At 62.5% G+C, this 25,300-nt stretch carries 12 protein-coding genes and 1 pseudogene; 8 read left to right on the forward strand and 5 right to left on the reverse strand.

Annotated elements, in window-relative coordinates:
* Positions 1 to 63: 63 nt before the first annotated feature.
* Positions 64 to 6,204: a DNRLRE domain-containing protein gene (locus KCTC_RS00275; protein ID WP_164512415.1), complete on the reverse strand. Its 6,141-nt coding sequence runs from the start codon at positions 6,202 to 6,204 to the stop codon at positions 64 to 66.
* Between the two features lie 732 nt (positions 6,205 to 6,936).
* On the opposite strand from KCTC_RS00275, the pseudogene KCTC_RS00280 reads away from it, so the two are divergent.
* The 6 genes and pseudogenes from KCTC_RS00280 to KCTC_RS00305 form a co-directional block, all read left to right on the forward strand.
* Positions 6,937 to 7,170: pseudogene (locus KCTC_RS00280) on the forward strand (IS3 family transposase); the annotation flags it as partial.
* A gap of 452 nt (positions 7,171 to 7,622) precedes the next feature.
* A complete protein-coding gene (thyX, locus tag KCTC_RS00285; protein WP_125565666.1) occupies positions 7,623 to 8,405 on the forward strand; it encodes an FAD-dependent thymidylate synthase in 783 nt (260 codons plus the stop codon).
* A 147-nt stretch (positions 8,406 to 8,552) separates the two neighbouring features.
* Positions 8,553 to 9,764, forward strand: coding sequence for a site-specific DNA-methyltransferase (locus KCTC_RS00290; RefSeq protein ID WP_164512416.1), 1,212 nt, complete (start codon positions 8,553 to 8,555; stop codon positions 9,762 to 9,764).
* Between the two features lie 8 nt (positions 9,765 to 9,772).
* On the forward strand, positions 9,773 to 10,714 hold the full coding sequence (locus KCTC_RS00295; RefSeq protein ID WP_125565670.1) for a phosphoribosyltransferase-like protein: 942 nt from the start codon (positions 9,773 to 9,775) through the stop codon (positions 10,712 to 10,714).
* A 2-nt stretch (positions 10,715 to 10,716) separates the two neighbouring features.
* Positions 10,717 to 12,744, forward strand: coding sequence for an ORC-CDC6 family AAA ATPase (locus tag KCTC_RS00300; protein WP_125565672.1), 2,028 nt, complete (start codon positions 10,717 to 10,719; stop codon positions 12,742 to 12,744).
* The gene (locus KCTC_RS00305; protein WP_125565674.1) at positions 12,737 to 13,723 is read left to right on the forward strand and encodes a hypothetical protein; all 987 of its coding nucleotides are present in this window, start codon (positions 12,737 to 12,739) and stop codon (positions 13,721 to 13,723) included. Before KCTC_RS00300 ends, KCTC_RS00305 begins: the two co-directional genes overlap by 8 nt.
* On the opposite strand, the gene KCTC_RS00310 is transcribed toward KCTC_RS00305, so the two are convergent.
* Together KCTC_RS00310 and KCTC_RS00315 are read right to left on the reverse strand one after the other, a co-directional pair.
* Positions 13,713 to 14,111 carry a hypothetical protein gene (locus KCTC_RS00310; protein ID WP_125565676.1) on the reverse strand — a complete coding sequence of 133 codons (399 nt, stop codon included), beginning with the start codon at positions 14,109 to 14,111 and terminating at the stop codon, positions 13,713 to 13,715. The genes KCTC_RS00305 and KCTC_RS00310 overlap by 11 nt on opposite strands.
* A gap of 740 nt (positions 14,112 to 14,851) precedes the next feature.
* Positions 14,852 to 16,528 (reverse strand): hypothetical protein, encoded by a 1,677-nt coding sequence (locus tag KCTC_RS00315; protein WP_125565678.1) that lies wholly within the window; start codon positions 16,526 to 16,528, stop codon positions 14,852 to 14,854.
* 605 nt (positions 16,529 to 17,133) lie between these two features.
* On the opposite strand from KCTC_RS00315, the gene KCTC_RS00320 reads away from it, so the two are divergent.
* Positions 17,134 to 17,805 carry a hypothetical protein gene (locus tag KCTC_RS00320; RefSeq protein ID WP_125565680.1) on the forward strand — a complete coding sequence of 224 codons (672 nt, stop codon included), beginning with the start codon at positions 17,134 to 17,136 and terminating at the stop codon, positions 17,803 to 17,805.
* Between the two features lie 3,008 nt (positions 17,806 to 20,813).
* Here KCTC_RS00320 and glnA read toward each other — a convergent pair.
* Positions 20,814 to 22,235, reverse strand: coding sequence for a type I glutamate--ammonia ligase (gene glnA, locus KCTC_RS00330; protein WP_125565682.1), 1,422 nt, complete (start codon positions 22,233 to 22,235; stop codon positions 20,814 to 20,816).
* 154 nt (positions 22,236 to 22,389) lie between these two features.
* On the opposite strand from glnA, the gene KCTC_RS00335 reads away from it, so the two are divergent.
* A complete protein-coding gene (locus KCTC_RS00335; RefSeq protein WP_164512417.1) occupies positions 22,390 to 24,426 on the forward strand; it encodes a hypothetical protein in 2,037 nt (678 codons plus the stop codon).
* A 36-nt stretch (positions 24,427 to 24,462) separates the two neighbouring features.
* Here KCTC_RS00335 and fdhD read toward each other — a convergent pair whose 3' ends face one another.
* The gene (fdhD, locus tag KCTC_RS00340) at positions 24,463 to 25,299 is read right to left on the reverse strand and encodes a formate dehydrogenase accessory sulfurtransferase FdhD (protein ID WP_125565686.1); all 837 of its coding nucleotides are present in this window, start codon (positions 25,297 to 25,299) and stop codon (positions 24,463 to 24,465) included.
* Position 25,300 lies beyond the last annotated feature (1 nt).

Raw genomic sequence — 25,300 nt, forward strand, 5'->3', positions numbered from 1 at the left:
CCAGTTTGGGAGTCCCTCCCAATTACCTCCGCTCTTCACTAGCTGCTTTCCTTAGACGTCGGTTCACCATATGTCGCCATCCTGGTGGTAGTCCTCCACTGTGCCTACATACACCCACCATCCAGGACCTCCGCTCCAAAAGAGTAACCGGGCATATGTGTAGACGATGGTGTCGGCCATAATCCGGTATTGCTGTGGGCCGTGAACCTTATTGGCCCATCTCCATTGCCAGTAATAGGTCGTGTTAACCCAATTGCCATAGTAGGCGAAGGTCGCGAATGGATCCTTGGCCAACACTTTGGCGACTATTCCGTTCATCAGGTTTTCAGTCCAATGGGTGTAACCGAAATATCCTGCGATGCCGTTGGTCTGTTTGTAGTAGAAATAGTAACTCTTGTAGTAAGTGTGCCAGGAGCCCGCCGCTCCCGAGAGATCTCCTCGGTTTACCGGATCTGACGGATATGCGTAAGTGGTGTGATTGCCGCCGTACACCGGGTCAGTGGAGGTGAATCCTCCGGTCGAGGGGTTATAGATTCGTGCGCCCATCAGCATCAGCCCGCTGTCGACGGTCGCCCTCTGAGACGTACCCGCCCAACCGTATCCAATCCCGGCGGTGATCGCCGACGGTGTGTTCTCCAGCGGGTTGCCGTATTCGTCTTGGTCGGACCATCCGCTGATCCCTACAGCTGGCGTCGTGTTGGAGGTCACGTCGGCGGTCGCAACCACATCCCCGTTCGGATCAGCCAACGTGATCTGGGCACTAGTCGATCCGCTCGAGGTAATCGTCAAACCTAGGTCCCCGCCCAGGCTCGTGGCGTACCGAGTCCGGGTCGTAGCGCCACCGTTGGTGACGTCAACATAGGCCGGGTTATCGGAGGTGTCGTCGTAGGTCCGAGCTGTGGTCGTGACCACGGACCCAGCGGTCTCTGTCTGGATCGAGCGCCGCTGTGACTGGTCCAGCGTGAACGTCGTACTCGAACTTCCCTGGCTGATCGATGCTACGGCGTCAGTGTCGTAATAGCCGAGCGTGATATTGCCACCGCCTGACTGCGGGGCGTCGGCTGCCGGAAGCGTGGTCTGGCGCCCGAACGCATCGAACACGTAACCGCTGTTGGTCGTCCGGTCGCCGGCGTCCCATCCCCAGGTGCGGGTGCTGGTGCCGGAGCTAGTCTGACATGTGCCGTCGGATGCTGCGGGCGCTGTGGCCAGGCTGAGTCGGTTGCCATTCTTGTCGAACGCGTACGACCGCGTGACACAGCCTGCACCGTTGGGCTCACCCGTTGAGCTGTTCACCCCCGCGCCCGCGGCGGCGGTCCGGTCCTGGACCTGGGACAGGCGACCTGCGAGGTCGTAACTGTAGGACCGGTCGAACGGTGCTGCCGCCAAGGTCTTGGTGGGGTCGATCCCGCCGGTCACGTAACCACCGGCGGCTGGCGTGTTCTCCCGGGTGATTCGACCCAGGCTGTCGCGGGTCAGCGTCCAACCCAACCACGGGCCGTTCGGGTTCACGCTGGTGGAGTTGTCCGGGTTCACTGTGGTGACTTGACCTGAATACGTCATACCGACCACCTGTTCTGCGGGGTCAGTCTGAACCTTCTGGGTGACACCCGCAGGAAGCTTCTGGACCACCAACGCCCCGGATCGGTCATAGGCGCCCGCGAACGCGATGTTCCCGCCAGGACCACCAGTAATCGTTTCGCTGGTCGGCATGCCACGGTTCTCAGCGTTGCCGTTGGCGTCGGTTCCATACCCGAAACTCTTGGTGCCTGCAGTATCGGCGATGCTGCTGACCTGACCCGCGGAGTTGTAGGTCGTGGTCGTGGTCACAACCGACGACGGTGAGTACCCAATCGTCCGTCCCCAGCTGTCGTATCCGGTCGTGATTGGGTCGCCGATATGGCCACCGCTGCTGTTCAAAGCCCACACTCTGACAGCCAGCCCGGTTGACGGGTCGTAGTCGATTCCAGTGCCGTTGACTGGAGTCGAGCCGGTCAATCCGGATGCTGTTGTACGTGAGGTGATCGGGCGCCCTGCACTGTCGAAGCTGATGCTGCGGGTCCGGGTAGCACCGTTCGCAGTCTCTATCACAGTGCTCGGCACCAGATAGGTGTTGTAGGCGCTGTCCGTGGTTGTGACCTGGTCGTGACCATTCGCCTGCGCGGCAAAGTAGGTCTCGCAGACCGATCCGGCCCATTCGGGGTGGCCACCGCACTGTGGCACGCCGCTGTTCGCCGCGACGGTGTAGTAGACGGTGTCTCGTGTCCCGGCGTCTGACCCATTCGACATCGGCTGGGACTGGCTGATCACGCGGCCTTCGCTGTCGTAGCCGGTGCTCTTAGTGATGTCACCTGATCCGCCGTCGACGACCTGGGTGTTCGAGGTCGGGAGTCCGAGCTCCCAGGATGCCTCGGTGTTTCCATATCCGGTCTTAGTGATGTGCGCGGTGTCGGTCAGGTCACCGTTGGAGATCAGCGGGGAGGACACCGTCTGAGTAACGCTGGTCGGCAGTTCCCAGCCCTGGTTGGTGGTGGGGTTCACCCCGTTGTCGGGCGACCCTTGGTCGTAGGTGGTGTGGGTGTGCGGCCGGGCGGACACAGTGGTGCCGTTGGCCAACGCGACGGGTCGGCTGGGCAGCCACACGTCCGTGATCACGGATCCGGAAGGCGTCGACGCGGGCCCGTTCGTCGCGGTGTTGTACTGCGTGATGGTCCCGACGGTGTTGGGGTCGGCCCCGTAGGTAAGGACCTGGTCAATATCCGTCGGCGAGATGGTCTTGATGACCTGCTGGGTGGACGCGTCGTAGTCGATGGCGCTCCGCTGCCAGTCCCCTGCGCCGTAGGTGGCGGCGTTGACGGTGAACCCCTTGTCGTCGGTGGCTTGGATCTGGGCATAGACCCAATTCGAGGATCCAATCTGCGAAGGGTCGATGCTGCTGACAGGGTGGTTCTGACCGAACACCGCGTACGCATGCGTCGGGGCGGCCGCCTGGTCCCACTTCCCAACCGTGCCGGCCGACAGGTCAGGTAGACCGCTGCCGGAGGTCGGGACGTTGTAGACCACCGACGTCAGGGTCGCGGTCCCGCCACCAGCAGAAGCCGGGTTGGGGCGGGTGAGGTTCGCGAACTTAGTCGGCGACCCGGCGTAGTTGATGGTGTACGGTGCCTGGCCCGGCGGGGTCAGCATGGTTAGACGGTTGCCGGAGTCGTAGCCGTAGGAGGTCGACAGGTTCGTGCGAGGGTCGGTTTCGGTCACCAGACGCCCAGTGTTGTCGTACTTGTAGGCGGCCACCGGGATCGAGTCCATGCCGGCGCCACCAGACTTGGTCGGGTTGTAGATCCGTAGATTGATCGAGGACACCTGCCCGGCGAAGTCACCAGAAGCGGTTGACGTTGCGGTGGTTGTGGTCGCGTAGTTGATGTCCAACGCGCGGCACCCGGGTGCGAGGGTGCCGGTTGCGGGGCAGTTGCTTGCGGTCATGCCGGTCGGGATCGGCGCCAGGATCCGGGTCACTCGGCCCGAACCGTCGAGGGTGTAGGTGGTGGTTCCGCTTCCGGGCTGCGCCACCGATACCGGTGCGAACACACCCGCAACACCGGTTCCGGGGGCCGTCGTGGCGTGGAAAGTGGTTGCCGTGCCATCTGCCTCGGTCACAGCAACGACGGTGGAGGAGCCAGTTCCGGATACGGTCGCCGAGACGCCCGCAGCGATCGTGTCGGGATCCACTGCGGTCCACGATCCAGTGGTCAGATTGCCACCGGTGCGGCGAACAGGTCCGCCGGCTGGTGCGAACACCATCGGAGTGCCCTGCGCGTCAACCAAAGCCAGCGTTCCGTCGGTCTGGGTGTTGTCGACCAGCTGGTCACCAGCCAGGCCACTGCCCGCGGTCCCATCCAACGACGCGGTCCACCCAGGTCCGAAGACCGATTCGGCAGGGTCAACCGGACCGGCGAACGTCGAGTGGGTGCGAGACAGCGACAAAGTGCCGTTGTATCCGGGGACTGTGACGTCGGTGGCAGTCGTGGTGAACTCGCCGGTCCACAATGCCACCTCACCGGGGCCCGCGTGGGTGGTCGGGAAGCCGTTCCCGAATGCGTGCGGCAGCCGAATGGTTCGCACCTGCTGGTTGGTCCAAGTGCAGTAACTGGTTCCGGGATAGGTAACACACACCTGAAGTTCCAGCGTCGTCGGCACGCGTGGGTCGAGGTTGATGCCGGCGGCGGCGTCGCGGGTCGCGGTGGTGGTGTCCCAGGTTCCAGAGATAGAAACGCCACCGGTGCCCGGGTTGTTGGCAACCGTCAGAGATGTTGCGTCGTTCCACCCGGTGTTGGCATCGCCGCCGTTCGGCAGACGCCAACGCAGTTCAGCCGTGGCCTGGCCACCTGAGGGTGGGGCAGGGGCGCTGGCCTGAATCGCGACGGTGCTGGTGGTTTGGGTAACCGCGGAAGCTGACGGGCTGTTCATGGCAACGGTGCCATACCCGAACCCGTACGACGGAGACTGCGAGGATTTCACGCCCGACGGCGACTGCGCCTGCGCGAGGACCGAATGCGCACCAGCTGTGTTGGGAACGCTGATCGTTGCCTTCGCAACATTCGGGTCAGAAGACGGGCTGATCGTGGCCGTCTGCTGGCTGCCACCGTCAACCGTGTAGAGAACTGCATTCGGCGCCGATGTCCCCGACCCGGCGGCAGAGATCGTGCACGAGACCGCTGACCCCGGAGCCGTGGTGGCCCAGGTGCCGTTGGCGTATCCGGGGCAGCTGATCACTGGCACGGCTGGCTGGGTTGCTGCGACCTTGAAGGTGTAGGTACCCGTCCACGGTCCCCATTGCATCGAGTCCGATGCCTTGGACCGCACGTAGTAGGTGCCGTCCGGCAGTGCAGGCGAGGGCTGGCAGGAGGCCGAGGCTGCCGAGGCAACAAATCCGCTCTGGCACTCCGCGACCAAAGACCCGGAGTTGAACGCGGTGGAGTTGTGGACCTGGATGTCGACCTGGACGCTGTTGCTGTCGGGGTCGGTTGCCGAGGCCGCTAGTGCGGGCGTCGAGGTTGCGGTATACACGTCACCGTTGGGGTAGGACACCGACGGTGAGGCCAACGAGGCGACCGACGGGCCGTTGGGGTATCGGTCGTACTGCACGTTCAGGACGGGGTCGTTCGTCGTCTCCATCGAGTCGAACTGCTTGACGTACGTTGCGTCGGTCTCGTTGGCTGCACGGAGCCCGATCGTGTTGATGGACTGGGAGTCGTTCAACATGTTCTGAACCAGTGTTGTCGTGTCAATTGCCACCCAGTCGGCAGGACATGAGCCACTGGCCCCAAGGGTCTGAGTTGACGAAGCCTGCATCGATCCCCAGTAGTTCTGGTTGCCCCAACCCCACGAAGGACCTGCAGTGCCGGTCATGTAGTACGCGTCCCATTCACGGGCCGAGCACGTCCCCGAAAGGGAATTGCGGAGCTTCAGGTTCGCTCCGATGACGTACTTGCCCTTCAACGAGGACAGGTCGAAGTTGATGAAGGAGCGTGTGTTGGCATTGGCCGAGGCGGAACCGACCTTCAGTACGGTCGAGGAGGCGAAGTTCGTCGTGAATCCCTGCTGGATGTAGGTGTCCCACACCGGGTTCAGCGACGACATCAGATACGTGGGGTCGACCGTCACCGGGAACACCGTCGACGGGTCGTTCAACCACGAGGCGTCTGGCGTAATCACCAGCGTCGCCTGCCCGGGGTTTTTCACGACCACCTGCAGCGATACCTTGCTGTAGGAGGCTGGCGACTCCTGCGGCGTGCCGACGCGCGAATCCCATGCGAGCGCCGCAGGGATCCGCGACCGGACTACACCCTTGTTGTCCACGAACGACACCGACCCGTCGGACTCTTGCCGAACATCGAGGCCCTTAGTCTTCAGTGGCAGCGACCACGACAAACCGCTGGTGCTGACAGCCGAGCGATAGTTGATCACGAACGACTGCTCGAAGCCCGATCGAAGCGCCTGGATCTTCATGTCCACACCCGGAGCGATACCCGCGTATGTTGCCGTCGCGTCGCTCAGCGTCGGCTTCGGGAGCTTGCCGGGCATTCCGAGGGAGACCGTGCGGCCGCCGGGGTCTCCGAGCGAAATCGCGCCGCCAGCGCCGGCCCCCGGCAGCTTGAGCCCGTTCTGGGTAGTTGTAGGAGCAGCGCCACCGTCAGGCGTCGTGCCCAACGTCAGGTCGACATTTACCCAGTGCCCGTGAGAATCCCGGAAGCGCTGCTGCCGCGAGTGGATTTCGGTCTTCCAGGATCCGTCGGGCTGGGCCCACGTTTGCGACGTTTCAGTGCGCTGCGATAGATCCTCAACCGGGACCCCCTCAGACCGAGCCGACAGCATGGCTGAACGGCCATCGGGGCGTTCTGTCACCAGGGGCGCTGCAACCTTCGTCGCTGCGGAGGCGACCGCCGCAGGCATGACACCAAGCCCTGTCGACACTACGGCGACCGACACTGCGATCACACATGCACGCTGGAACGACCCAGAAGAGCGAACCACAACAACCCCCACAGTCACGGAGCCGACACGGCATCCGAACGGAATCACACAACTTCGGTGACGGACCTGCGGTCGGTCACTCAAACCCACGTTCTCGCCCGCGATGTCAATGTCGCCACAGGGTCAAAGATGGGTGCGCGATGCAACAGCAGGCGGCTGTCCACTCACGCAGACGCATTGCTATCGGAAGTACAGGCCACCGAGATACCCCACCGCGCCCCCTTGACCCATTGTTGATCCGAATGGCTCACCCGGCCTGCACCCAGAGCGGACCGCACGGCAAAGAAGGCCGGAAGTCCCCATCGGAACGGCCTCCACCCGACCTCGATGAAGTGCCGCGCAGGCCATCGCAACCGGCTACCGAAGAGCTCGTTCCGACGATTCGGCCTGCAACTGTGAGGCGACGGTTCATTGGGCAGTGTCGGGGACGGCTCGGACAGCGCGATGCTGGAATCGTTCTGGTCCTCGATGCAGATCGAGCTCGTGAACCGCAAGAAGTGGAAGACCCGGATTGAGCTATCGAACGCGATGTTTGAGTAATTCGAGATCTTTTACAACCGCCAACGGCGGCATTCCGTGCTCGGCTATCGCACCCCAGTTGAGTACGAAGTACCCTCCGAGAACAACCCCATTCGAGCCTGACACTCACCACCGAAAGTGGAAACCAAGGCGGGGGTCACGTCACGCTGTCACCTGATCGTGCAGCAGTCCCGAACGGTGGTGACGTGGGGCCCGTCTAGCCCACATGCGGATCCTGCTCCATCGTTCAGAACCCAAAGACGCGTATGCGACGTACCTTCGCCCCGTGACTTCGAAGGCGGCTGCACGTACTCCTCGCCCCGGGTCTATGTGGCTATATGCGCGCTTGCCACATGCTTCTGTTGCGACGGTCGGCGACTTGCAGCTGGCTGATGACGGTCGATGCGCACGCGCTCGGCCTCTCGGCGAAGGCGACTCTGTAATCGTTTCGTCCGCGCGAGCGTTGCCGTGTGCTGCGCCGATCGATCGCGATGTCTGCGTGATCGAGCTAGCTCGCTCGAAGCGACACGTAGAGGCGCACGACGAGGGAGAGCTGTTCCCCCTAGTGTTAACGCGTGCGCGAAGTCGAACCTGCCGTGTTCCTGATCTCCAGACCTTCAATCGATCTGGCGGAGATGGCGAGGTACTTGGAGACCGTCGGCGGTAGCAGCTGGATGGATCGCATTGACTCTGAGGGTGGTCCTGCGGGGGAGACCTTGGCCGAATTCATGGGCCGCCTCTGCTACCGGTCATGGGCTCCAGGTCTCAACGCGAACGTCACTTCTGTCAGGTCGAACAGCACGGAGTATCTAGAAAACATTCTGCGAAGTGCCCACGGCAGCGTTCTTGAGCACATGAATTACTCATTCGTTTTCCAGAACGTGAGCCGCGTATTCACCCACGAGCTAGTCAGGCATCGTGCCGGCACGGCGATCAGCCAGGAGTCGCTCCGGTACGTGCGGTTGACTGACCTGCGATTTTCGCATCCGGACTTCGTTCTGCAGGACTCGGAATTGTTGGCAGCGGCCGATGAGCTTCTCGCCTCGATGGAGCGGTTTCAGGCGTTGGCTGCGCAAGCGACGAGCCTCGATGATGGCGATTTTGGTACAAAGAAGATCGTGACGTCGGGAGCGCGGCGTTACGCCCCGGAAGGAGTGGCAACGACGATCGGATGGTCTGCGAACGTTCGGGCGCTGAGGCACATCGTCGCGCTTCGAACGGACCCCTCAGCTGAACAAGAGATTCGCGTCGTGTTCGCAATGGTCGGCGAGTTGATGAGGCGCGAGCTGCCAGCGCTATTCGCCGACTTTGAAGTGGCCGACAACGGGGCCTGGATCCCCGCATACCCCAAGGTCTAGCCGGTGTTAACTATTGCGGGCCCTGCTTCGCCGGGGATCGACGCCGGCCCGGTTCGGCCGATGCATGGCTTTGTGGATGGCGGGTCGCCGTTCGGGGCATCGCGGATCCGTGACCGTTCCTCTGGCGGACACGGTGAGCCGGAATGGGTGAGCTTCCGCGAGCTCGTAGGGTCACTGCCGGCTGAGGAGCTCACTCACGCGATCCATCCATACCCGGCCAGGCTCCTCCGACAGATTCCACGGTATCTCCTGGCTGACGATTCGATCATGGATGGCGTCGAGGCGGTCATTGACCCGTTCTGCGGTTCAGGCACTGTCCTTCTTGAGGCGCGTAGGGCCTCGGTTTCCTCGATTGGGATCGACCAGAACCCAGTCGCGGCACTCGTGTCGCGGGTGAAGACCCAAGACCTAAATCGAGCTTTGGCCGCCCGCGCCGCCGTGGACGTAGTCAGGTCGGCAAAGCAATCTCGTCAGATTTGGGAACCTCCGAAGTTCGCAACTCGCTGGTTCGATCCCGCGGCGCTCTCGGTTCTTGGCCGCTTGGTGATATCCATCGGCCGAAGTGGCACCACTGGCGCGGAACGCGACTATCTGGACTTGTGTCTAGCCCTACTCGCTCGCCAGATAGCAGCGACAGACAAACATATCCCCGTGCCCGTATCGCCCAAGGAGCGGGCTCCGGCCGTGATGACGCGCGACGTATGGGCCGCGTTTGAGCGGATTTCGGCGACCCTCGCCGGGCGCCTCGAAGCGCTCGACGGCTTGCCGGATCGTGAACCGGTGGTCGTTGAGGGTGATGTTCGGTCGGCTGAGGTGTGGTCTTCGATCCCGCAGCGAGATGAATTGATTCTGACGAGCCCACCGTATGGGGCTGCCCAGAAATACGTACGGAGCACTAGCCTGGAACTCGCGTGGCTCGGCAAGATTACGAACGCCGGTACTGCAGGACTTGAGCGGGGGAGCATCGGCCGGGAGCACCTTTCGCGGTCAACCCAGGCTGCGACCCTCGAACGGCTCGGACGGCTGAGCGTCATTCAGGATGAGATCGATCGGCTCCGCGACATCAACGTTCGTCGGGCCGCGATCTACGCCGCGTACTTCGACGACATGGCACTTGTTCTTAACAATGCCCACGACCGTCAGTCGGTCCGCCGACTCGTACTCATCTCGGGGCCCAATCATGTGTGCGGGTCCGAGCTCGACACCCCGAAGCTTCTGGCGGACCTCGCGGAGAGCAGCGGCTTCAAACCCACGCACGTCTACCGTGATCGCATTCGTGGAAGGTCGCTCCTGACGACTAGGCGGGGCCTGGCCCCGGCTGCTCGCTACGAGCAAGTCGAAGTATTTGAGCGAGGCTAGGGGCGAGCATGAGCAAGATCTATGACGACGCTTGCGAACGGATCCGCACACTCTCAGCGCATGTCTGGGAGAACCGTGTGAGGAAGCCCGACATCGACAGGTGGCTAGACAACTTCAACGGTGGGAGTCAGATCTCCGAGGAGGAGCACGACCACGCTATACACCTTCTATCGCATTTCAACCATTTTGGTTTGCAGGAGATTAGGGTGCTACTTGTCGCGCTATATCGAGATCTGTTCCGGTATCCGATCGTTGAAGAGATACGAACTAGCAATGGTGGCACTGTTGAATCGAGTCTCATTGAACCTGCATTCGCGGCTCAGCTGCGCGCAACGCGGTTCATAGGCATGGGCAACCCGTCTGAGAGCGGCTCTCATCTCCTCTACTACTTCCGGCAGGTAAACAAGCTTGAGAAGTCACAATTCTGCCACCACCGAGAGCTGTTTGAAGGAGCGCCCGGGCCAACCGCGACACTGGCGTCCGGAGTCCGGCGCATCGTGTTCATTGACGACGTACTCGGCTCGGGGGAGCAAGCTAGCATCTACGGAAGAAAGATGCTCCCCGAGTTGAAGAGGGCTGCTGCCAACTCCGGCGTCGACCTCGAATTGATCTATTGCGTATTGTTCGCCAAGCCCGATGGTCTCCGTGTAGCGAATGGCACCCTTTTCGACCATGTCCGTGCCGTCCATATCGTCGACGATTCTGAGCTGGCATTCACTCCGGAGTCGCGTGTCTACGCAGCGTGCGTGCCGGGTCTTTCCAGAGAAAGCGGCGAACGGATGGCGCGCTGGTACGGTAACTCACTCTTTTCGCCGGGTCCTGTCGGATACGGCGACGGGCAGATGTTGCTCGGCCTCCACCACAACGTTCCCGACAACACCCTACCAATCATTTGGAGTAACACGGACGGGTGGTTCCCAATCTTCGAGCGCTATGCTAAGGAACTTTAGGAATGTTGCTGAACCCATTTGAAGTTACCAAGGCCGTCGACTTTTCTGACGATGAGATTCTCGATAAGTTCGTTGATTTCCCGAAATTGACGTTCAACGCCATTGTCAACCCGGCGAGTCCGATGCCGCAGTTTCTTGTGAGCGGCAAGGGCGGGGGCCGCACTCATCTGATGCGGTATTACTCGTACCCGATCCAGAAGCGCCGGGCGACCAGGCAGGGAAGTAAGCTCCTGGACTCCATCAACTCGGATGGATACCTCGGCGTCTACATGCGATGCAGCGGGCTAAATGGATTGAGGTTCACCGGCAAAGGCATCGATGACGAGGCGTGGCAGACCGTATTCGCGGCGTACATGGATATCTGGATCACCGAGAATCTGTTGAATGTTCTATGCGATATGCAACATAACGGTGCGGGCTGGTCCATTGAGCAGATATCCAACTTCTGTGCAGCGATGAACGTCCTGCTTCCGCCGGCCACAGATCCAGACGAGGTGCGCAGCACCACCCTCGACTTCGTTATCGAGTCTGTTCGCGGTGCAAGACGCGATATGGATCGTGCTGTCAACGACGCGGCTTTCACGCGTGAGCTACACGTCGAGGTCTACGGATCGCCGGGAGATTTGGTCTTCGGTGCAGCAGCGTCTGCGTCCCGCCACCTACACGGCTTGGGCTCAGTCCGGTTCACATACCTTGTGGACGAGTTTGAGAATCTTTCCGAGGCTCAGCAGATGTACCTCAATACTCTTATCCGTGAGAAGCAACTCCCCTGTTCATTCATGATCGGATCGCGAACTCCGGGCGTTCGAACGCACAAGACGTTAAGTGCTGGAGAAGAAAACCGGAAGGGTTCCGAATACGAACTGATCGAACTCGACAACCGATACCGGGAGGACGCCGGAAGCTACGGCGAATTCTGCGCACGGCTTGCGCTCAACCGTCTGAACCGCCTCGACCGCAGCGGTGGGATCGATTACGTCGCGAGCGAGGCCGAGCTGAGGGCGGTGCTGGGAGGCGCGTCGGGAGATGTTGACCACGTCCAGGCGTTGGTGTCGCTCTTGGCCAAGAAGTCGGCGCCCCACGAGCGACCGCATCTGAAACGACTGTGGGACGTTGTGTATGAACAAAGCGATAACGAGTCACTAGCCTCGCAGATAGTGACTGCAGTTGCCGTCGAGGAGAACCCGGTAATTGAGCGCCTCCGGATCCACAGGTTCTATCAGTCGTTACGGTCGACCTCCGGCCAACCAACGTTGGAAGGGGCCAGAGAGGCTGCAGCGTTTCTGCCATCGGTCGGGCGACTGAGTCGAGAATCAAAGAACTACGTCGGCCTGTGGCGGGTCGACATGACTGCACATGTCTACAACTCGATTCAGGAACGGATGCCTCAGCAGGGCCTCGACAAGCTGATAGAAACCTCCGGCTTCTTGCCAAGAAACTTCCTGATCATCCTGAAGTCGATCGCTCGCTATGTAGATTTCGCGGGCGGTGAGCCGTTTGTCAAGGGCAGTACCGTCGACGCCAAGGCGCAGCTAGCCGGTGTCGCCGACGCATCGTCCTGGTTCGTTAGTGATGCTCTACCTTCCGGCCCGCTTGGCAACGCATGTGATATTGCGATTCGGCGGTTGGGCAACTTGCTTCAACGCGCCAGGTACTCGGACAAGCCCAATGAGGTCGGGTATGCGGCGTTCTCGATCGGATCTGGCGCGTTAACTGAAGACGCTCAGCGAGTCTTGGACGCATGTGTCTCTCACGAGCTTCTAGTTGAGATTCCGAATGGTCGGTCGGCTCGGAATTACGGCCCTCGGCTACGGAAGTATCAGTTGCATCCCATGGTGGCTCCATCGTATTCGCTTCCTACGAGCCGGCGCGGCGAGATGAGGTTGGTGCCTGCCGCGGCCTCCGCGGTCTTCGATGCCGAAGTTCCGGAGTCGGAATACCTTGTGGTTCTTAACGCACAGCTTGCGACTATGAAGGCGCCCTTCTCTCGCAAGCGTTCATCCAAAGAAGAGCCTCTGTTCGATGCGTGACCACACCTACTTGAACAAGCGCACCGTTCGCTTCGCCGACCTTGGTGGGCTGGACTTCGACATCTTCGTCTCCTCGGACGATCAGTCCGACCGGGTTCGTAAGGTCGCGGAGGCCGTCAATGTGCCGGAGGGGTATTGGATCCTGCATCCTGAGTACGACCTCGACGCCGCGGGGAGATCGACAGCGTTTGCCGAGATCGCCGTCGACTCAGGGGTCGCGGAAGTTGATGCCTGGCGCACGATTTGGCAGCAGGTGCTAAACGGTCGCCCACCTCAAGGGCTGCGGGTATGCATCGACATTTCTGGAATGATGCGGCCATTCATTGCCGTGTTGCCTGTGATCCTGGCCAAGCTTGGGTTCGGCACGGTTTCTGTGCTGTATACGGATCCGACCAACTACGTTTCCGGGCCGACAACCACCTTCTCCAAGGGTCGCGTTGACGAAGTACGACAAGTGCCCGGGTTGGAGGGCGTTCACACAACGTCGACCGACCCTGCCGATGTGCTGATTATCGGCGCGGGCTACGACGACTCGTTGATTCGTGCCGTGGCTGACTACAAACGTTCAGCGTCGTCCCACTACATCATGCTTGGCCTCCCAAGCCTCCAACCGCATATGTATCAGGAGAGTCAGATCCGGCTCGCCCTTGCAGAGGAGTCAATTACGGACTTCGCCTCGAAGTCGTTCTTGCACGCGCCTGCGAATGATCCGTTCGTGACGGCTAGCGTCTTGAGTGCTCATGTCGCGGAGCTACGGCAAACGCGTCCGGACTTGAACGTCTACCTGTCGCCTGTCGGACCGAAGGCACATGTCCTAGGCTTCGGGTGGTACTTCGCATGCGAGGAGCTTCAGAAGCCGACCAGCATCCTGTTCCCGTATGCACCGTCATACTCCACGGGCTCAGCCGCAGGCTTATCGAGGTCCCACCTCTACGAGCTTGATCTGACGTGGATCGATCTGCCAGCAATTACGCGCTAGCGTACGCGCTGAACTTCGACCGGTGGTTCGGGATGAAGGCTCGAAACTCCGCCTCGACGATCTTGTCTGAGTCGATGAGATCGATGAGGATCCGTCCATATTCCTTTGCGAGTCGCAGAGTGGGACTTGAACTATCGAGAATCGAAAAGCCGATCAGCACCGATTCGTCAGAAGCGATGACGATGGGGTTCCTGCCGCGAAGGCCGGTTTCGGCGATGTGCTCGATGTTTACGATCTCGTCGGCGGCCAGCGGCACGGACAAGGAGACATTGATATGCGCGCGCACCAAGGCTTCATGCGGAGCGGGCGTGCTCCCGCTGAACTCATCTTGTGTGTCTGACGGCTCGTCGGCGACGTCACGGAGCCACCACGCTTCGCCGTCAACCATGTAACCGCCGCCAAATGTTTAGAACGAACACCCGCAACACGAAAGTTGGGGAGCTCGTCAAGTCTACTGAGCCTTCGGGCGTGTCGCCACCCCTTGGTTTGGGAGCTGCGTCACCGTCGACGCGTATGCACCAGGGTCCCCACGCGATGTTCCGCGAGCTTCCATTTCACCCGCAGTAGATGCGAGCAGGCGCGCGGATTGATCAATGACGGATGTCCGCACAGCCATGTTCGATCCTCCTCGCGCACTCTAAGATTCTGTGCCACGAGCGTCTTCGCATGCCGCAACGATCGACCCGGCCTGAGCTCGGGGCCAGGGCTGGCGCCGTCGCGGTAGCTGGATGGCTCACCGTCGATGCTCCGCGCTTGGCGTGGCGAACTTCTAACAAATTTCTAACGGCGGAGAGCAAAGACCCTCAGACGGCCCAAGACAACCGGAGGTGTTTCAGGCTCCGGTGACCCACGTTTATGCAGGTCAGAAGCGCTTACCGGCACGTTTGCCCAGGGCAGAGGCAGGATCCCGAAAGAGTCGGTTCTATACGTCGGCGGGAGTCTGCGACGGCGCTTCGACGTCCTCATGAGCTGGATTCTCGGCAAGCGAGTCGCTGGGATCTCGGCTCGGAAGCGGTAGGCGTCGCCTCTGGTAGTCAGCGGCTGGGGCGGGTGCAAAGTTCGTCACGCAAGGAGGTCGCGTGTTCCGTTCCAGTTCCAGGGATGAGAACGCCGACTACATCCAGTGCGTCAGGGGCATCGGGGCGAGTTCGGGTCGACGATCAAATATCTGACCGTGTTGGCCGGCAAATAGCTGACGATCGACGATGGATTAGTGCCGCCCCGTCCCCTCTGCCGTGCTCGAGCCGCTACTGGATCTAACACGACAAGATCACCGCCGCGATCACCCAACTTCCAGAGTGGGTGGTCCCAGGCGTTGGGCCGTGTCAGCGTGGGCGACGTCGGATATAGGCAAACACCCGTCACGGCGTAGCCATCGACGTGGTCGCCCGTGCCGGTCCAGATCGTCGATGATCTGGACGCGAGGTCGGCCATGCTTGCCAGGACGACGGCAATGCAGGCCAGCGATGTTATCGCCCCCATTAGCCAGCTCATTGGCGGGGCGTAACGTCCGCGATACGTGACGAACCATACGCCCAACAGAACGGCCACACCGCCACTAGCAATCATCAAGGGCACAGCCGTCAGGGCGCCGATAGTGGTCACGTTCAAATCGATGCCGTCGACTGGCACCCCCATCTCCGCGAAGAAGAGCGTGGCCATCACTCGAGCCAAGACCCCAACCCCGGCCAAGATTGTCGTCGCGCCGATCAGTCCTGAAGCAAGGCGTGGTGGAGTCCACATCCGACGCAGCGGGACCCAAAACAGGGCCACCACCGAAATCGCTAGTCCGACGCCTGCTGTCGCGATCGTGGCCGTCAGGGACTGTGGCGGCCACATGAACCCGGCTGCCCAGCCAACGCAGGCCCCAACAAGCAGTGCCGCTGCTAAGCCCCAGCGCTTCAACCTTGGCACAGCGCCGTCGGCGAATGAATTGATCCGCAGGGCCGCCGCGACGTGAGGGAAGAATTTGCGAGGGGACGAGCCGGTAGCTGGTCTCTGGTCGTCACGGCCTGTAACGAGCGTCCACTTCAACACGTACTCCACCGCAGCCGCGGCCAGCGTGACCAGCAGAAGGGCGCTCGGTGGAAGCCAGCGCCAGATCCAGCCGTGGAACACGCGGTGTGCCAGATAGCCGTCTGCAATGGCGGCGGCGAACACGGTCAGGGCGATAGCAAGCAGCGTCCAACTCTGAAGCGTTCGCGTACTTTTGCTTTCTCGCGCGACGGGATCAATCGGCTCATTTCGACCAGTGGCCCGGCGATCTCCCAACGCGCTGCGTGCGTCTTTGGGCCGGTCGGACGTCGTGTAAATCCCGTCAGGGCCAACTGGTCCTGCGAGTTGGCTGGCGTCTTCGTGTGCAACGGCCCACAGATGGAGGCGGGCTAGGTCCGGCGCACGGGCATAGACCGACACGGAGTGCGGATTCACCCGATACATCGCCAAAATGGTCTGAACTTCCGCTGCGATGGCGTTATGGAGGCTCGTCGGCTGCTGACCGAACCGGCTGGCAACGGCGGTGATTAGCGCAAATTGGTCGTCGGCCTCGTCGACACGATCCAGCGCTTGCCAACCGCGGGATTGCAGAGCGTGGACTGTCAGATCTCGGTCAGGGATCGAGACGAGGATGTCTACCCGGCAGACCCGGCTGGGCGCGTACCGAGCGACCCATTTCGCTTGAACCGAATCCGCTGTGCCGATTCGAACAGGTGACGCTGTCACTCGATGACCGGCCCCGGCGGATCCAGCGCCAGATGATGTCTGGACCTCCTCTGCACCTACAGTCTTTGTGTCGGGCTTCTTCAAGGCTCCTCCTCCGAGAGGTGGACGTCGACTTTGGCGGGCGACGTTGACCTGGGTCAGTGGGCAGAGATCTTGGCTGCAGGGGCTGATAGAAGCCGATGCAGTTAGGTCCCGTAGCGGCTGATCTTCGCTGACCAGCGGCTGGCGTGTGGGTGCGCTCTCCAGGCGCTAGCCGAAGGTGACCCGATCGATGTAAGCGATGTACATCCACGTTAGACGCGTTGGCCATTCAAACACCCGTGGTTCCCCACGGTCGTCATGAGGATCTTTGTGTCTGCGCCCCCAAACGAGGCGGTGGCGACGGGGTCTGCCGTCCATCACTGCAGTGTGTCTGAGCGCCGATGTTCAACAAGTTGGAACGGTGGGCATGTCCTCGGAATCTGGGCTACGTGCTGCAGGGCCTGTTCGGAGGGCTGCGTCTTCCCGAACGAGGAAGTAGCGAGGTCAGAGGCCGCTAGGTGTAGCCGACGTAACCCGTTCGGTCCAACATCGGCGCATTTGTGGCGCGACGGCGCAAGAGCACCTCGCGGCAGGCTCGAACCGCAGTACTGTCCCGTCATCAGTCATGAAGTGCGTTCTGAACGAGCCCAGTGGGCACAGGGGGATCAGTGAAGAAACTCATCTACGCCTTGATTGCGGTCGTCAGCTTCAGTACCGCGTTCGGGGTCAGTGTTGCGTTTGGGGAATCGCTAGGAAATACCCAACAGGCGTACGTGAACTCAAACTTCTTTTATGACGCAGATGTGAATATCGACGCGAGGTCACTGAACCCGGGCGACCACCAATGCATCCTCTACAGCACGCTTGTAACGGACCCGGGGGCACACAAGCAGGTCGAAGCTGGCCTTGCGGGGTGCACCGCGTGGACGATCGACGGCACGTGCCATGACGGCCACATGTTTGTCGAGGTGTCGCCCGATCCGAACACCTACAACTGCACCCAGGGTGCTGCGTTCAGTACGTGGACCAACTACAACACGTGGGTGGGGCACGTCGTAAGCACTCAACAGATTCAAGCGGGTACGGCCGACGGAACCTGGCTACAAACGGGCGTAAGTTCTTCCGACTATCTACAAGATCTGACATGGGTTGAAGATGAAGGCGTTGCCGCATGCCCCGGCGCCGGCAACAACGCCAACTTCAACTCTTGGGAATACCTCGGCCAAGACAAGCAAGAACACTGGGCCACGAACCTCGGGAACCCGGTCCACGCCGGTTACGGTCCGTGCTGGCAGATCAGTGCACTTTCTGGAACAGGAGCGTTCAATGCGACGCGATAGGACTACAAGGCAGTTGGCCCCGAAGACTCGCGTCGGCGCACGTATCGCCGTCGCCGGAACCGGGACGGGCTTGATCATTGGCGGCATCGCGGTCGCTGCAGGTGCCGGCACCAATGTTGTGCCGCCGCGGATTCAAGTCCCACCGGGCGTTTACGCAGCCCAGACCGCAACAGGTCCAGGAACGCAGGCTGCCGGGGCAGCGTCGAGCGCCCTTGCGGGGCTCGCCCAGGAGCGGATCGTGCGAGGCATCAGCTTCGTGCCATCGTCAAGTGGGACTTCGTCGTTGCCGATGGTCCAAACGACGTTGAGCTCGAACGCCGGTCCGGATAGTCAGGGCGGCGAAGTCAGGGCGACGTGGCTTGGCGCGATCGCCGAGGGTGCGGTTTCGGATCGGCAACATACGAACCAGGCATCGCTGTTGCAGGTCATCGGCGGGGGACAGGTAGTCGAACCGAACGCGAATGGGACAGGAACGACGACGTACTCGCTCGGCGCCGCGAACGTAGCAGCCGGGCAAGTCCTCCCTTCCCCCTCGGATTCTGCCCTCACGACTCGTGCGTCTGACGTGGCGGCGAAGTTTGGCCTGACCGTTCAGAGTGTGACGCTCACGCACCCACTCGGGACAGCATTGGACGTGACTTTCACCGTGCCAGACGGCCTAAGCCCCACGTGGACGATGGACGATCTGCGGACTGCCCTGGCAGGCGCACCCATCCAGCTTGACGGTGTTCTGATCACGTTGGTCTCGCCGACTGGAACGCCCTTGCTTGTGTCTGGTGCCACCTACCGTGCTGGATTCGGCGGGCTGTGGTTCGCGACAGGACAAGACGTTCGCTTTGGCGCCGGCCACGGCTCTCAGTACAACCCTGGTACGGGCCCGCAGGCGAGCCCGTCCAACTAAGGATCGGATCCGGCCGTTCGCCCAACGGCCCCGACAGGTCGCGTGCCGCCGGCTCCCATAGACCCTTCCGGTATGTGGGAGCCGTCTGCATCGTCATAGTGGGGCTGGAGCCGACGGTCGATTGGGGCTCAGGCAGTCGCGACGCCTGGTACTAATGCGGTTGGGGCGTCGTTCAACACCACTAGAGTCACCTTGACTCGGAGCCGCGGGGCAGTACACCTCCCGCTGCTGCGGCAGTCCCGACCTCGCACCTTGGTGTCTCTCCGAGCGCGGACATGGCGCTGGGTTCGTCCTTGCCTGTCTCGGCGAGTCGACCGACCGCTGACTGACGTGGGTCAAGCCATTCGCACTGCCGGTTCTGGGCGGCCAACTCGCGACTCTGTGTTTGCACCCACGCCGAGGTCGAGGGTGCATCGGTCTGAGACGAAGGACGGGTTAAGTTCTGATGATTCGCATTACGGCCATCCGAATTGCGGGCGGTAGCCAGCGTCAGCACATCACGCGATTGTGGTGGATCAACCCGGAGAACTTCGAAGACCGGCGGGAGCGCACGCGCCAACGTTGTTGAGAGGATCGAAGACGACGGCGGAAGTGCTTACATCCAAGACGCGTCTGGTAACCGAGTTGGAATCAGGGTTGTCGCCCCTCAGACAGGGACGGGTATCTCCAGACGTACGCGGATGCCGTGAAGACAGACAACTTGCTTCATCTGCCTCAGAAATCGGCCGACCACCTCTGCTCGCCGGTGACCGTCCTCATGACGGGTCAACCGCGAGCTGAGGGACCTGGGCAGTACTTGGACGAGCACGTGACGAAATTTCGCCTGTTGCTGCTGGGCGCAGAGCCCCGGGGTGTAACAAGTTGAGGGCTGGCATCGGCTCTCCTGTCTGAGCGTGCGATCGGTAGAGAGCGCAGCTAGGAAATTGAGTTGGGGGACTAGTGGACTGGATGTCGGTTGATTGGTCCGTTGCGGCACCCGGGGTAAGCGCCGCGGCGACGGCTGTTTCGTCGGTAGCGGCATTGGCATCGTGGCGGCAGGCACGCAGAAGCCAGCGCTCCGCAGATGTTTCTGCGCGTAAAGCCGACATTGACTTCGGCCTCTCACTACTCGGCGTTAGGCCCGCCGTCTACCTCGAAATCGATCGCGTCGAATATCGCTGGGTAGCGCCGATGGGACGTGGCATGGCGGAGAGAAGGGTACCGACGGAGGCGATGACGCTGGACGAACTGATCGAGGCCGAAATCTTTGGCGAAGTCGAGATGCGTGGCCACCTTCGTAACGGTGATGTCCCGCTTCTCCTCACTGTTCGCGATCACCCGCACTCACTGAGAGACTCGTGGAGGCCGTCGGAGAACGAGTCGGTCTTCCGTCTCGGCGGGCCAAGGCACGAGCCCCAGCACCGAGCGTTGCTGGATGCTGGAGCGACGGTGAAGTTTGTCTGGACGGACCGCAGATCTGCCGTTGAGTGGATCGGGCTTCGCTCGCTGCACGGGCGAAATCTGTACGGCGACCCAGAGTTGGTTCTGCCGCGACTGCGTCTAGGTGACTGCCTCCGCCAACCACACAAGATGCTGGACCCGGCTTGGAGGATGCACATGCGGTGCGTGCAGATCGCCCGATCGGGATTCGAGCTGGTTGCGGAGTCTCGCGGGGCAGACCGCCTCATCACCGTTTGGAGAGCCGAAGTCGTACGGACACCGATGTCGTCTGCGGGCCGTGTCGGTGACACGCTTGCGTGGACGTGCCAGAAGCCGGATACGGGACCGGTCGATGACGACCAAGTGATCTACCGATATCGATTCGACAACACTCTTGCTCGTCTCCAGCCGGCCTCGGCGCGGTTCCTTCCAGGCCGCGCATGATCGTGTAGCAGGTAATCGCCGAACGTCAGGCAAGAGGCTCGGCCCGGCTAGTGATGGACTGTTCTTTGCCGCTGGACAGATCGTCAACTTCTAACAAATGTCTAACAACGGAAACGCGGAGACCCTCAAACGACCTAAGGAAACTAAAGGTGTTCGAGGGTCTCGCGCGTCACGTATGCACAGGTCAGAAGCCCTTTTCGTCACGTTTGTGCAGGTCAGAGGCTTGCGACACGGACATCCGGTTCTAGATGTCGTAGTAGAGCTCGAACTCGTGCGGGTGCGGGCGCAACTGCACCGGCAGGATCTCGTTGTTGCGCTTGTAGTCGATCCAGGTCTCGATCAGGTCCTCTGTGAAGACATCACCGACGGTGAGGAAGTCGTGGTCGGCCTCGAGAGCGTCCAGCACGGCCTCGAGCGACGTCGGGACCTGAGCGATCTCAGCCTTCTCGTCGGCGGGGAGCTCGTAGATGTCCTTGTCGATCGGAGCCGCCGGCTCGATCTTGTTCTTGATGCCGTCGATGCCGGCCAGCAGCAGCGCCGCGAACGCCAGGTACGGGTTCGAGGACGGGTCCGGGAACCGGGTCTCGATGCGCTTGGCCTTCGGGTTCGAACCCGTGATCGGGATGCGCACGGCCGCCGAACGGTTGCGCGAGGAGTACACCAGCGAGATCGGGGCCTCGAAGCCGGGCACCAGGCGGCGGTACGAGTTGACCGTCGGGTTGGTGAACGCGAGCACCGCCGGCGCGTGCTTCAGGATGCCGCCGATGTACCAGCGAGCCAGGTCCGAGAGGCCGCCGTAGTTCTTCTCGTCGTAGAACAGCGGCTCGCCGTTGTTCCAGATCGACTGGTGCACGTGCATTCCCGAGCCGTTGTCGCCGAAGAGCGGCTTCGGCATGAAGGTGACCGTCTTGCCGGCCTCCCAGGCCACGTTCCGGATGATGTACTTGAACTTCATGATGTCGTCGGCAGCCTTGAGCAGCGTGTCGAACCGGTAGTTGATCTCCGCCTGGGCTGCCGTGCCGACCTCGTGGTGGGCGCGCTCGACGAGCAGGCCCGCACCCTCAAGGGCCTTGACCATATCGTCACGCAGGTCCTGCGTGCCGTCGGTCGGCGTGACCGGGAAGTAGCCGCCCTTCGTACGCACCTGGTAGCCCCGGTTCGGGGTGCCGTCCGGGTTCGTCTCGGCACCCGTGTTCCAGACACCTTCGGCAGAGTCGATGTGCACGAACGAGTGGTTCATGCCGGTCGCGAAGCGCACCGAGTCGAAGATGAAGAACTCCGCCTCGGGAGCGAAGAACGCGGTGTCGCCGATGCCGGTCGTGGCCAGGTACGCCAGCGCCTTGCGGGCGATGTTGCGCGGGTCGCGCGAGTACGCCTCGCCGGTGATCGGGTCGTGGACGAAGTACATCATCGCCAACGTCTTGGACTTGCGGAACGGGTCCACGTACGCCGTGGTGACATCCGGGTAGAGCGCCATGTCCGACTCGTTGATGGTCTGGAAACCACGGATCGAGGAGCCGTCGAAGGCCATCGGGTCCAGGTTGAACGAGGACACCGGCACGGTCAGGTGCTGCTGGATGCCCGGGAGGTCGACGAAGCGTACGTCGACGAACTCGACGCCTTCGTTCTTGATGAATGCGAGGAGCTCTTCGCCAGTGGTGAACATGTGACGCACCCTACAAAGAAATGAGGGCCTGCGGGAGTGGCTCCAGCCACTGCACAGCGGACGTTCAGGGCGGCCCGTCCCATGCCGCAGAGGTCGGCGTGTCCCTATTGTTCATTGAGGGGGCGAGCGAAGGGCCGGAAGATCTGTGCCACTGGTGATGCGTCGTGCTGCCCGCCTGCTCGGGTTGGCGCTTCTGGCCGGCTGTTGGGTCGCGTTCGCCGTTGCGCCTGCGTACGCGGGGGCCCCGCCCGCGCCCGTCGTGACGACTCCGTCGGGCTCCACGGTCACTGTGCTGGTCGGCGCCCAGCCGATCCACTTCGCGGGGACGGTCACCGGACCGATCGTCGCGGGCACCGACCGGGTGTTCGTCGTGCACAACGACGGCTCCCTCGACCCGCCGCAGATCTGCAACATCGTGCTGTCGTCGACGGACTGGGCTTGCGACTCCTCCGCGACGTTCGTGGTGGGGACTTATCAGATCGACGTGTCCTGGTTCGCGAATGACCCGAGTTTCAGTGGCACACCGCAGAAGACGACGCTCACCGTCCACGTCCTACCGTACTCCACTCCGACGCCCACGCCGACCCCTACGCCGACGCACACGCACTCCGCCTCGCCGTCTCCGGCACCTACCCACGCTCCGCCGCCTCCGACGCATTCCGTACCGGCTCCGTTGCCCGTGCCGACTACCAGCGCAACACCCACGCCCACTCATACGCCCAGCCCCACTCCAACGCCGACCGTGACGCCGGCGGCGCCGACCGTCACCCCGGCTCCGCCCATCCCGGTGGGCTATCCGCGTTGGCTGCCGACTGACCACCCGAAAACGGTGCTCGGTATCGGGGTGGCCGTCTTCACCGTCCTCGCGCTGATCGGCCCTGCAGGTCTGGCCCTGAGTGCCGGGGCAAGTGCGGGATCGGCGGCCCTCACCATGACGGGTGCTGTGGTCGGTGGGGCCGCGGTGGCTGGCTCCGCCACCAGTCACAGACGCGGCAAGGGGTCAGTCGCGTCGGCGAGTACGAAGAGTGCCGCCTTCAGCGGGGCCGGCGCAGGTATTGGCGATCAGTCGAGGACGTGGCGATGGCCCGGCTGGCACGCGATCGATGCCCTGAGCCTGGTGGTTCCACGCTGGTTGGCTCCGCGCTCGCCGCTGACCGCGCGAGTGCTCGCCGACGGCTCGTACCTGCGCGCGATCTTCGGGTCCGCATGGCTCCTCGGCTGCCCGGCAGGTCTGGTCCTGGGGATCGTCGCTGGTCGACACAACGACGGACTGCCGATCCCGCCGAGTGTGACGATCACCGCAGTCCTGCTGGTGCTGGCGATCATCGACGCCGGCTGGGGCGCTGCCGGGCTTGTCGGGTTCGTGCTCGCGATGCTGGTGGCACCGTCACACCTTGTCGGATTCGCGCCGCAGGTCCGTTCCTTCCTCGGCCTTGCCGCATTGTGGTTCGCGATCCCGCTCATCGCCGCGGCCGCGCGGCCCTTCCGGCGCGTCGTGGGCGACGGACGTCGGTACACCTGGGACCGATGGGCCGACACGGTGATCGCCGCGTTGTTTGCTGGCTGGGCGGTGCAGAAGGTCGTACGCGGTCTGCCCGGCCTCTCCGGACTGGACCTTCCCATCGGGCGCCACAGCAGTGAGCTCGCGCTGCTCGCGATGGCAACGGTCGTCGTACGCGTCGCCCTGGAGGAATGGGCTGCACACGCGTACCCGCTGCGACTCGCGGTGGTCTCGATCGGAAAGCTGCCGTCTCCCGGAGCCGGTCAGAAATACTTCGCGACGCTCGTCCGGACCGTGCTGTTCGTGTTCCTGGCTGTTGCGTTCATCGGGAACTGCTGGCAGTTGTGGGTCGGGGCCGCACTGTTCCTCCTGCCCCAGGTTCTCGGCATCCACGAGAAGTCGTTCCCCAACTCGGAACGTCTCCATCGGTTGCTCCCCGTGGGGGTGCTGAAGACGCTGGTGATGCTCCTGATCGGGACCTTCTTCGTCCGCTGGGTGTTCTCCTGGCTGCACGACCCGAGTCGGATGCTCCGTGACGGGTTCGTGCTGCTGGCTCTGCCGGGACTGGCTCTCTCGCTGATCGGCCTCTTCGGCCATGACGGCCCCGATCAGCGCTGGACGTGGCGGCGGCAGCTCCTCGGTGTGCTGATCGTGGCCGTGACCGCGGGTCTGGTGCTCACCGGTTGGTGACATCCCGGCCGACGCCTCGCTGTGAATGCGGCGCACTCAGTCGCGAAGCGTCCCCAGGACGCGATGGTGTCCCGCGTACACATTCATCGAGGATCCGCGGACGAATCCCAGCAACGTCAGGCCCGCTTCCTCAGCAAGGTCGACCGCGAGGGAGGACGGAGCGGACACCGCCGCGAGGATCGGGATGCCCGCCATCACAGCCTTCTGGACGAGTTCGAAGGACGCGCGGCTGCTGACCATCAGGATCGTGCCGCGCGCGGGGAGCCCTTCGGTGCGTACGCAGGCGCCGATCACCTTGTCGACGGCGTTGTGTCGTCCCACGTCCTCCCGCGCCGCGATCAGGTCGCCGCTGATCGTGAACAGGCCCGCCGCATGGACGCCGCCGGTGCGGTCGAACACCTGCTGGGCGCTGCGGAGTCGGTCCGGGAGGGTTGCGAGCACGTCGGGTGACACCCGAGCCGGGTCGTCGCTGACCGACCAGGCCGAGGCGGTGCGTACGGCGTCCAGCGAGGCCTTGCCGCACAGGCCGCACGACGAGGTCGTGTAGAAGTTGCGTTGCACGGACGTGTCAGGCTCCGGCACCCCGGCCGCGAGGCGTACGTCCACGACGTTGTAGCTGTTCGAGCCGTCGACCTGCGCCCCGGCGCAGTAGCGGACGGTGACGACGTCGCCCGCCGAGCGGATCACGCCTTCGCTCAACAGGAACCCGAGCGCGAGGTCGAAATCATTGCCCGGGGTACGCATCGTCACCGTGAGCGGATGCCCGTTGACGCGGATCTCCATCGGCTCCTCGACGGCGAGGACGTCCGCGCGTTGGTCGACGGCACCATCGCGTACGCGGACCACCGGACGCCGCATCGTGACGCGGCCCATC

It is taken from the genome of Nocardioides baekrokdamisoli (assembly GCF_003945325.1).
GTDB lineage: Bacteria > Actinomycetota > Actinomycetes > Propionibacteriales > Nocardioidaceae > Nocardioides > Nocardioides baekrokdamisoli.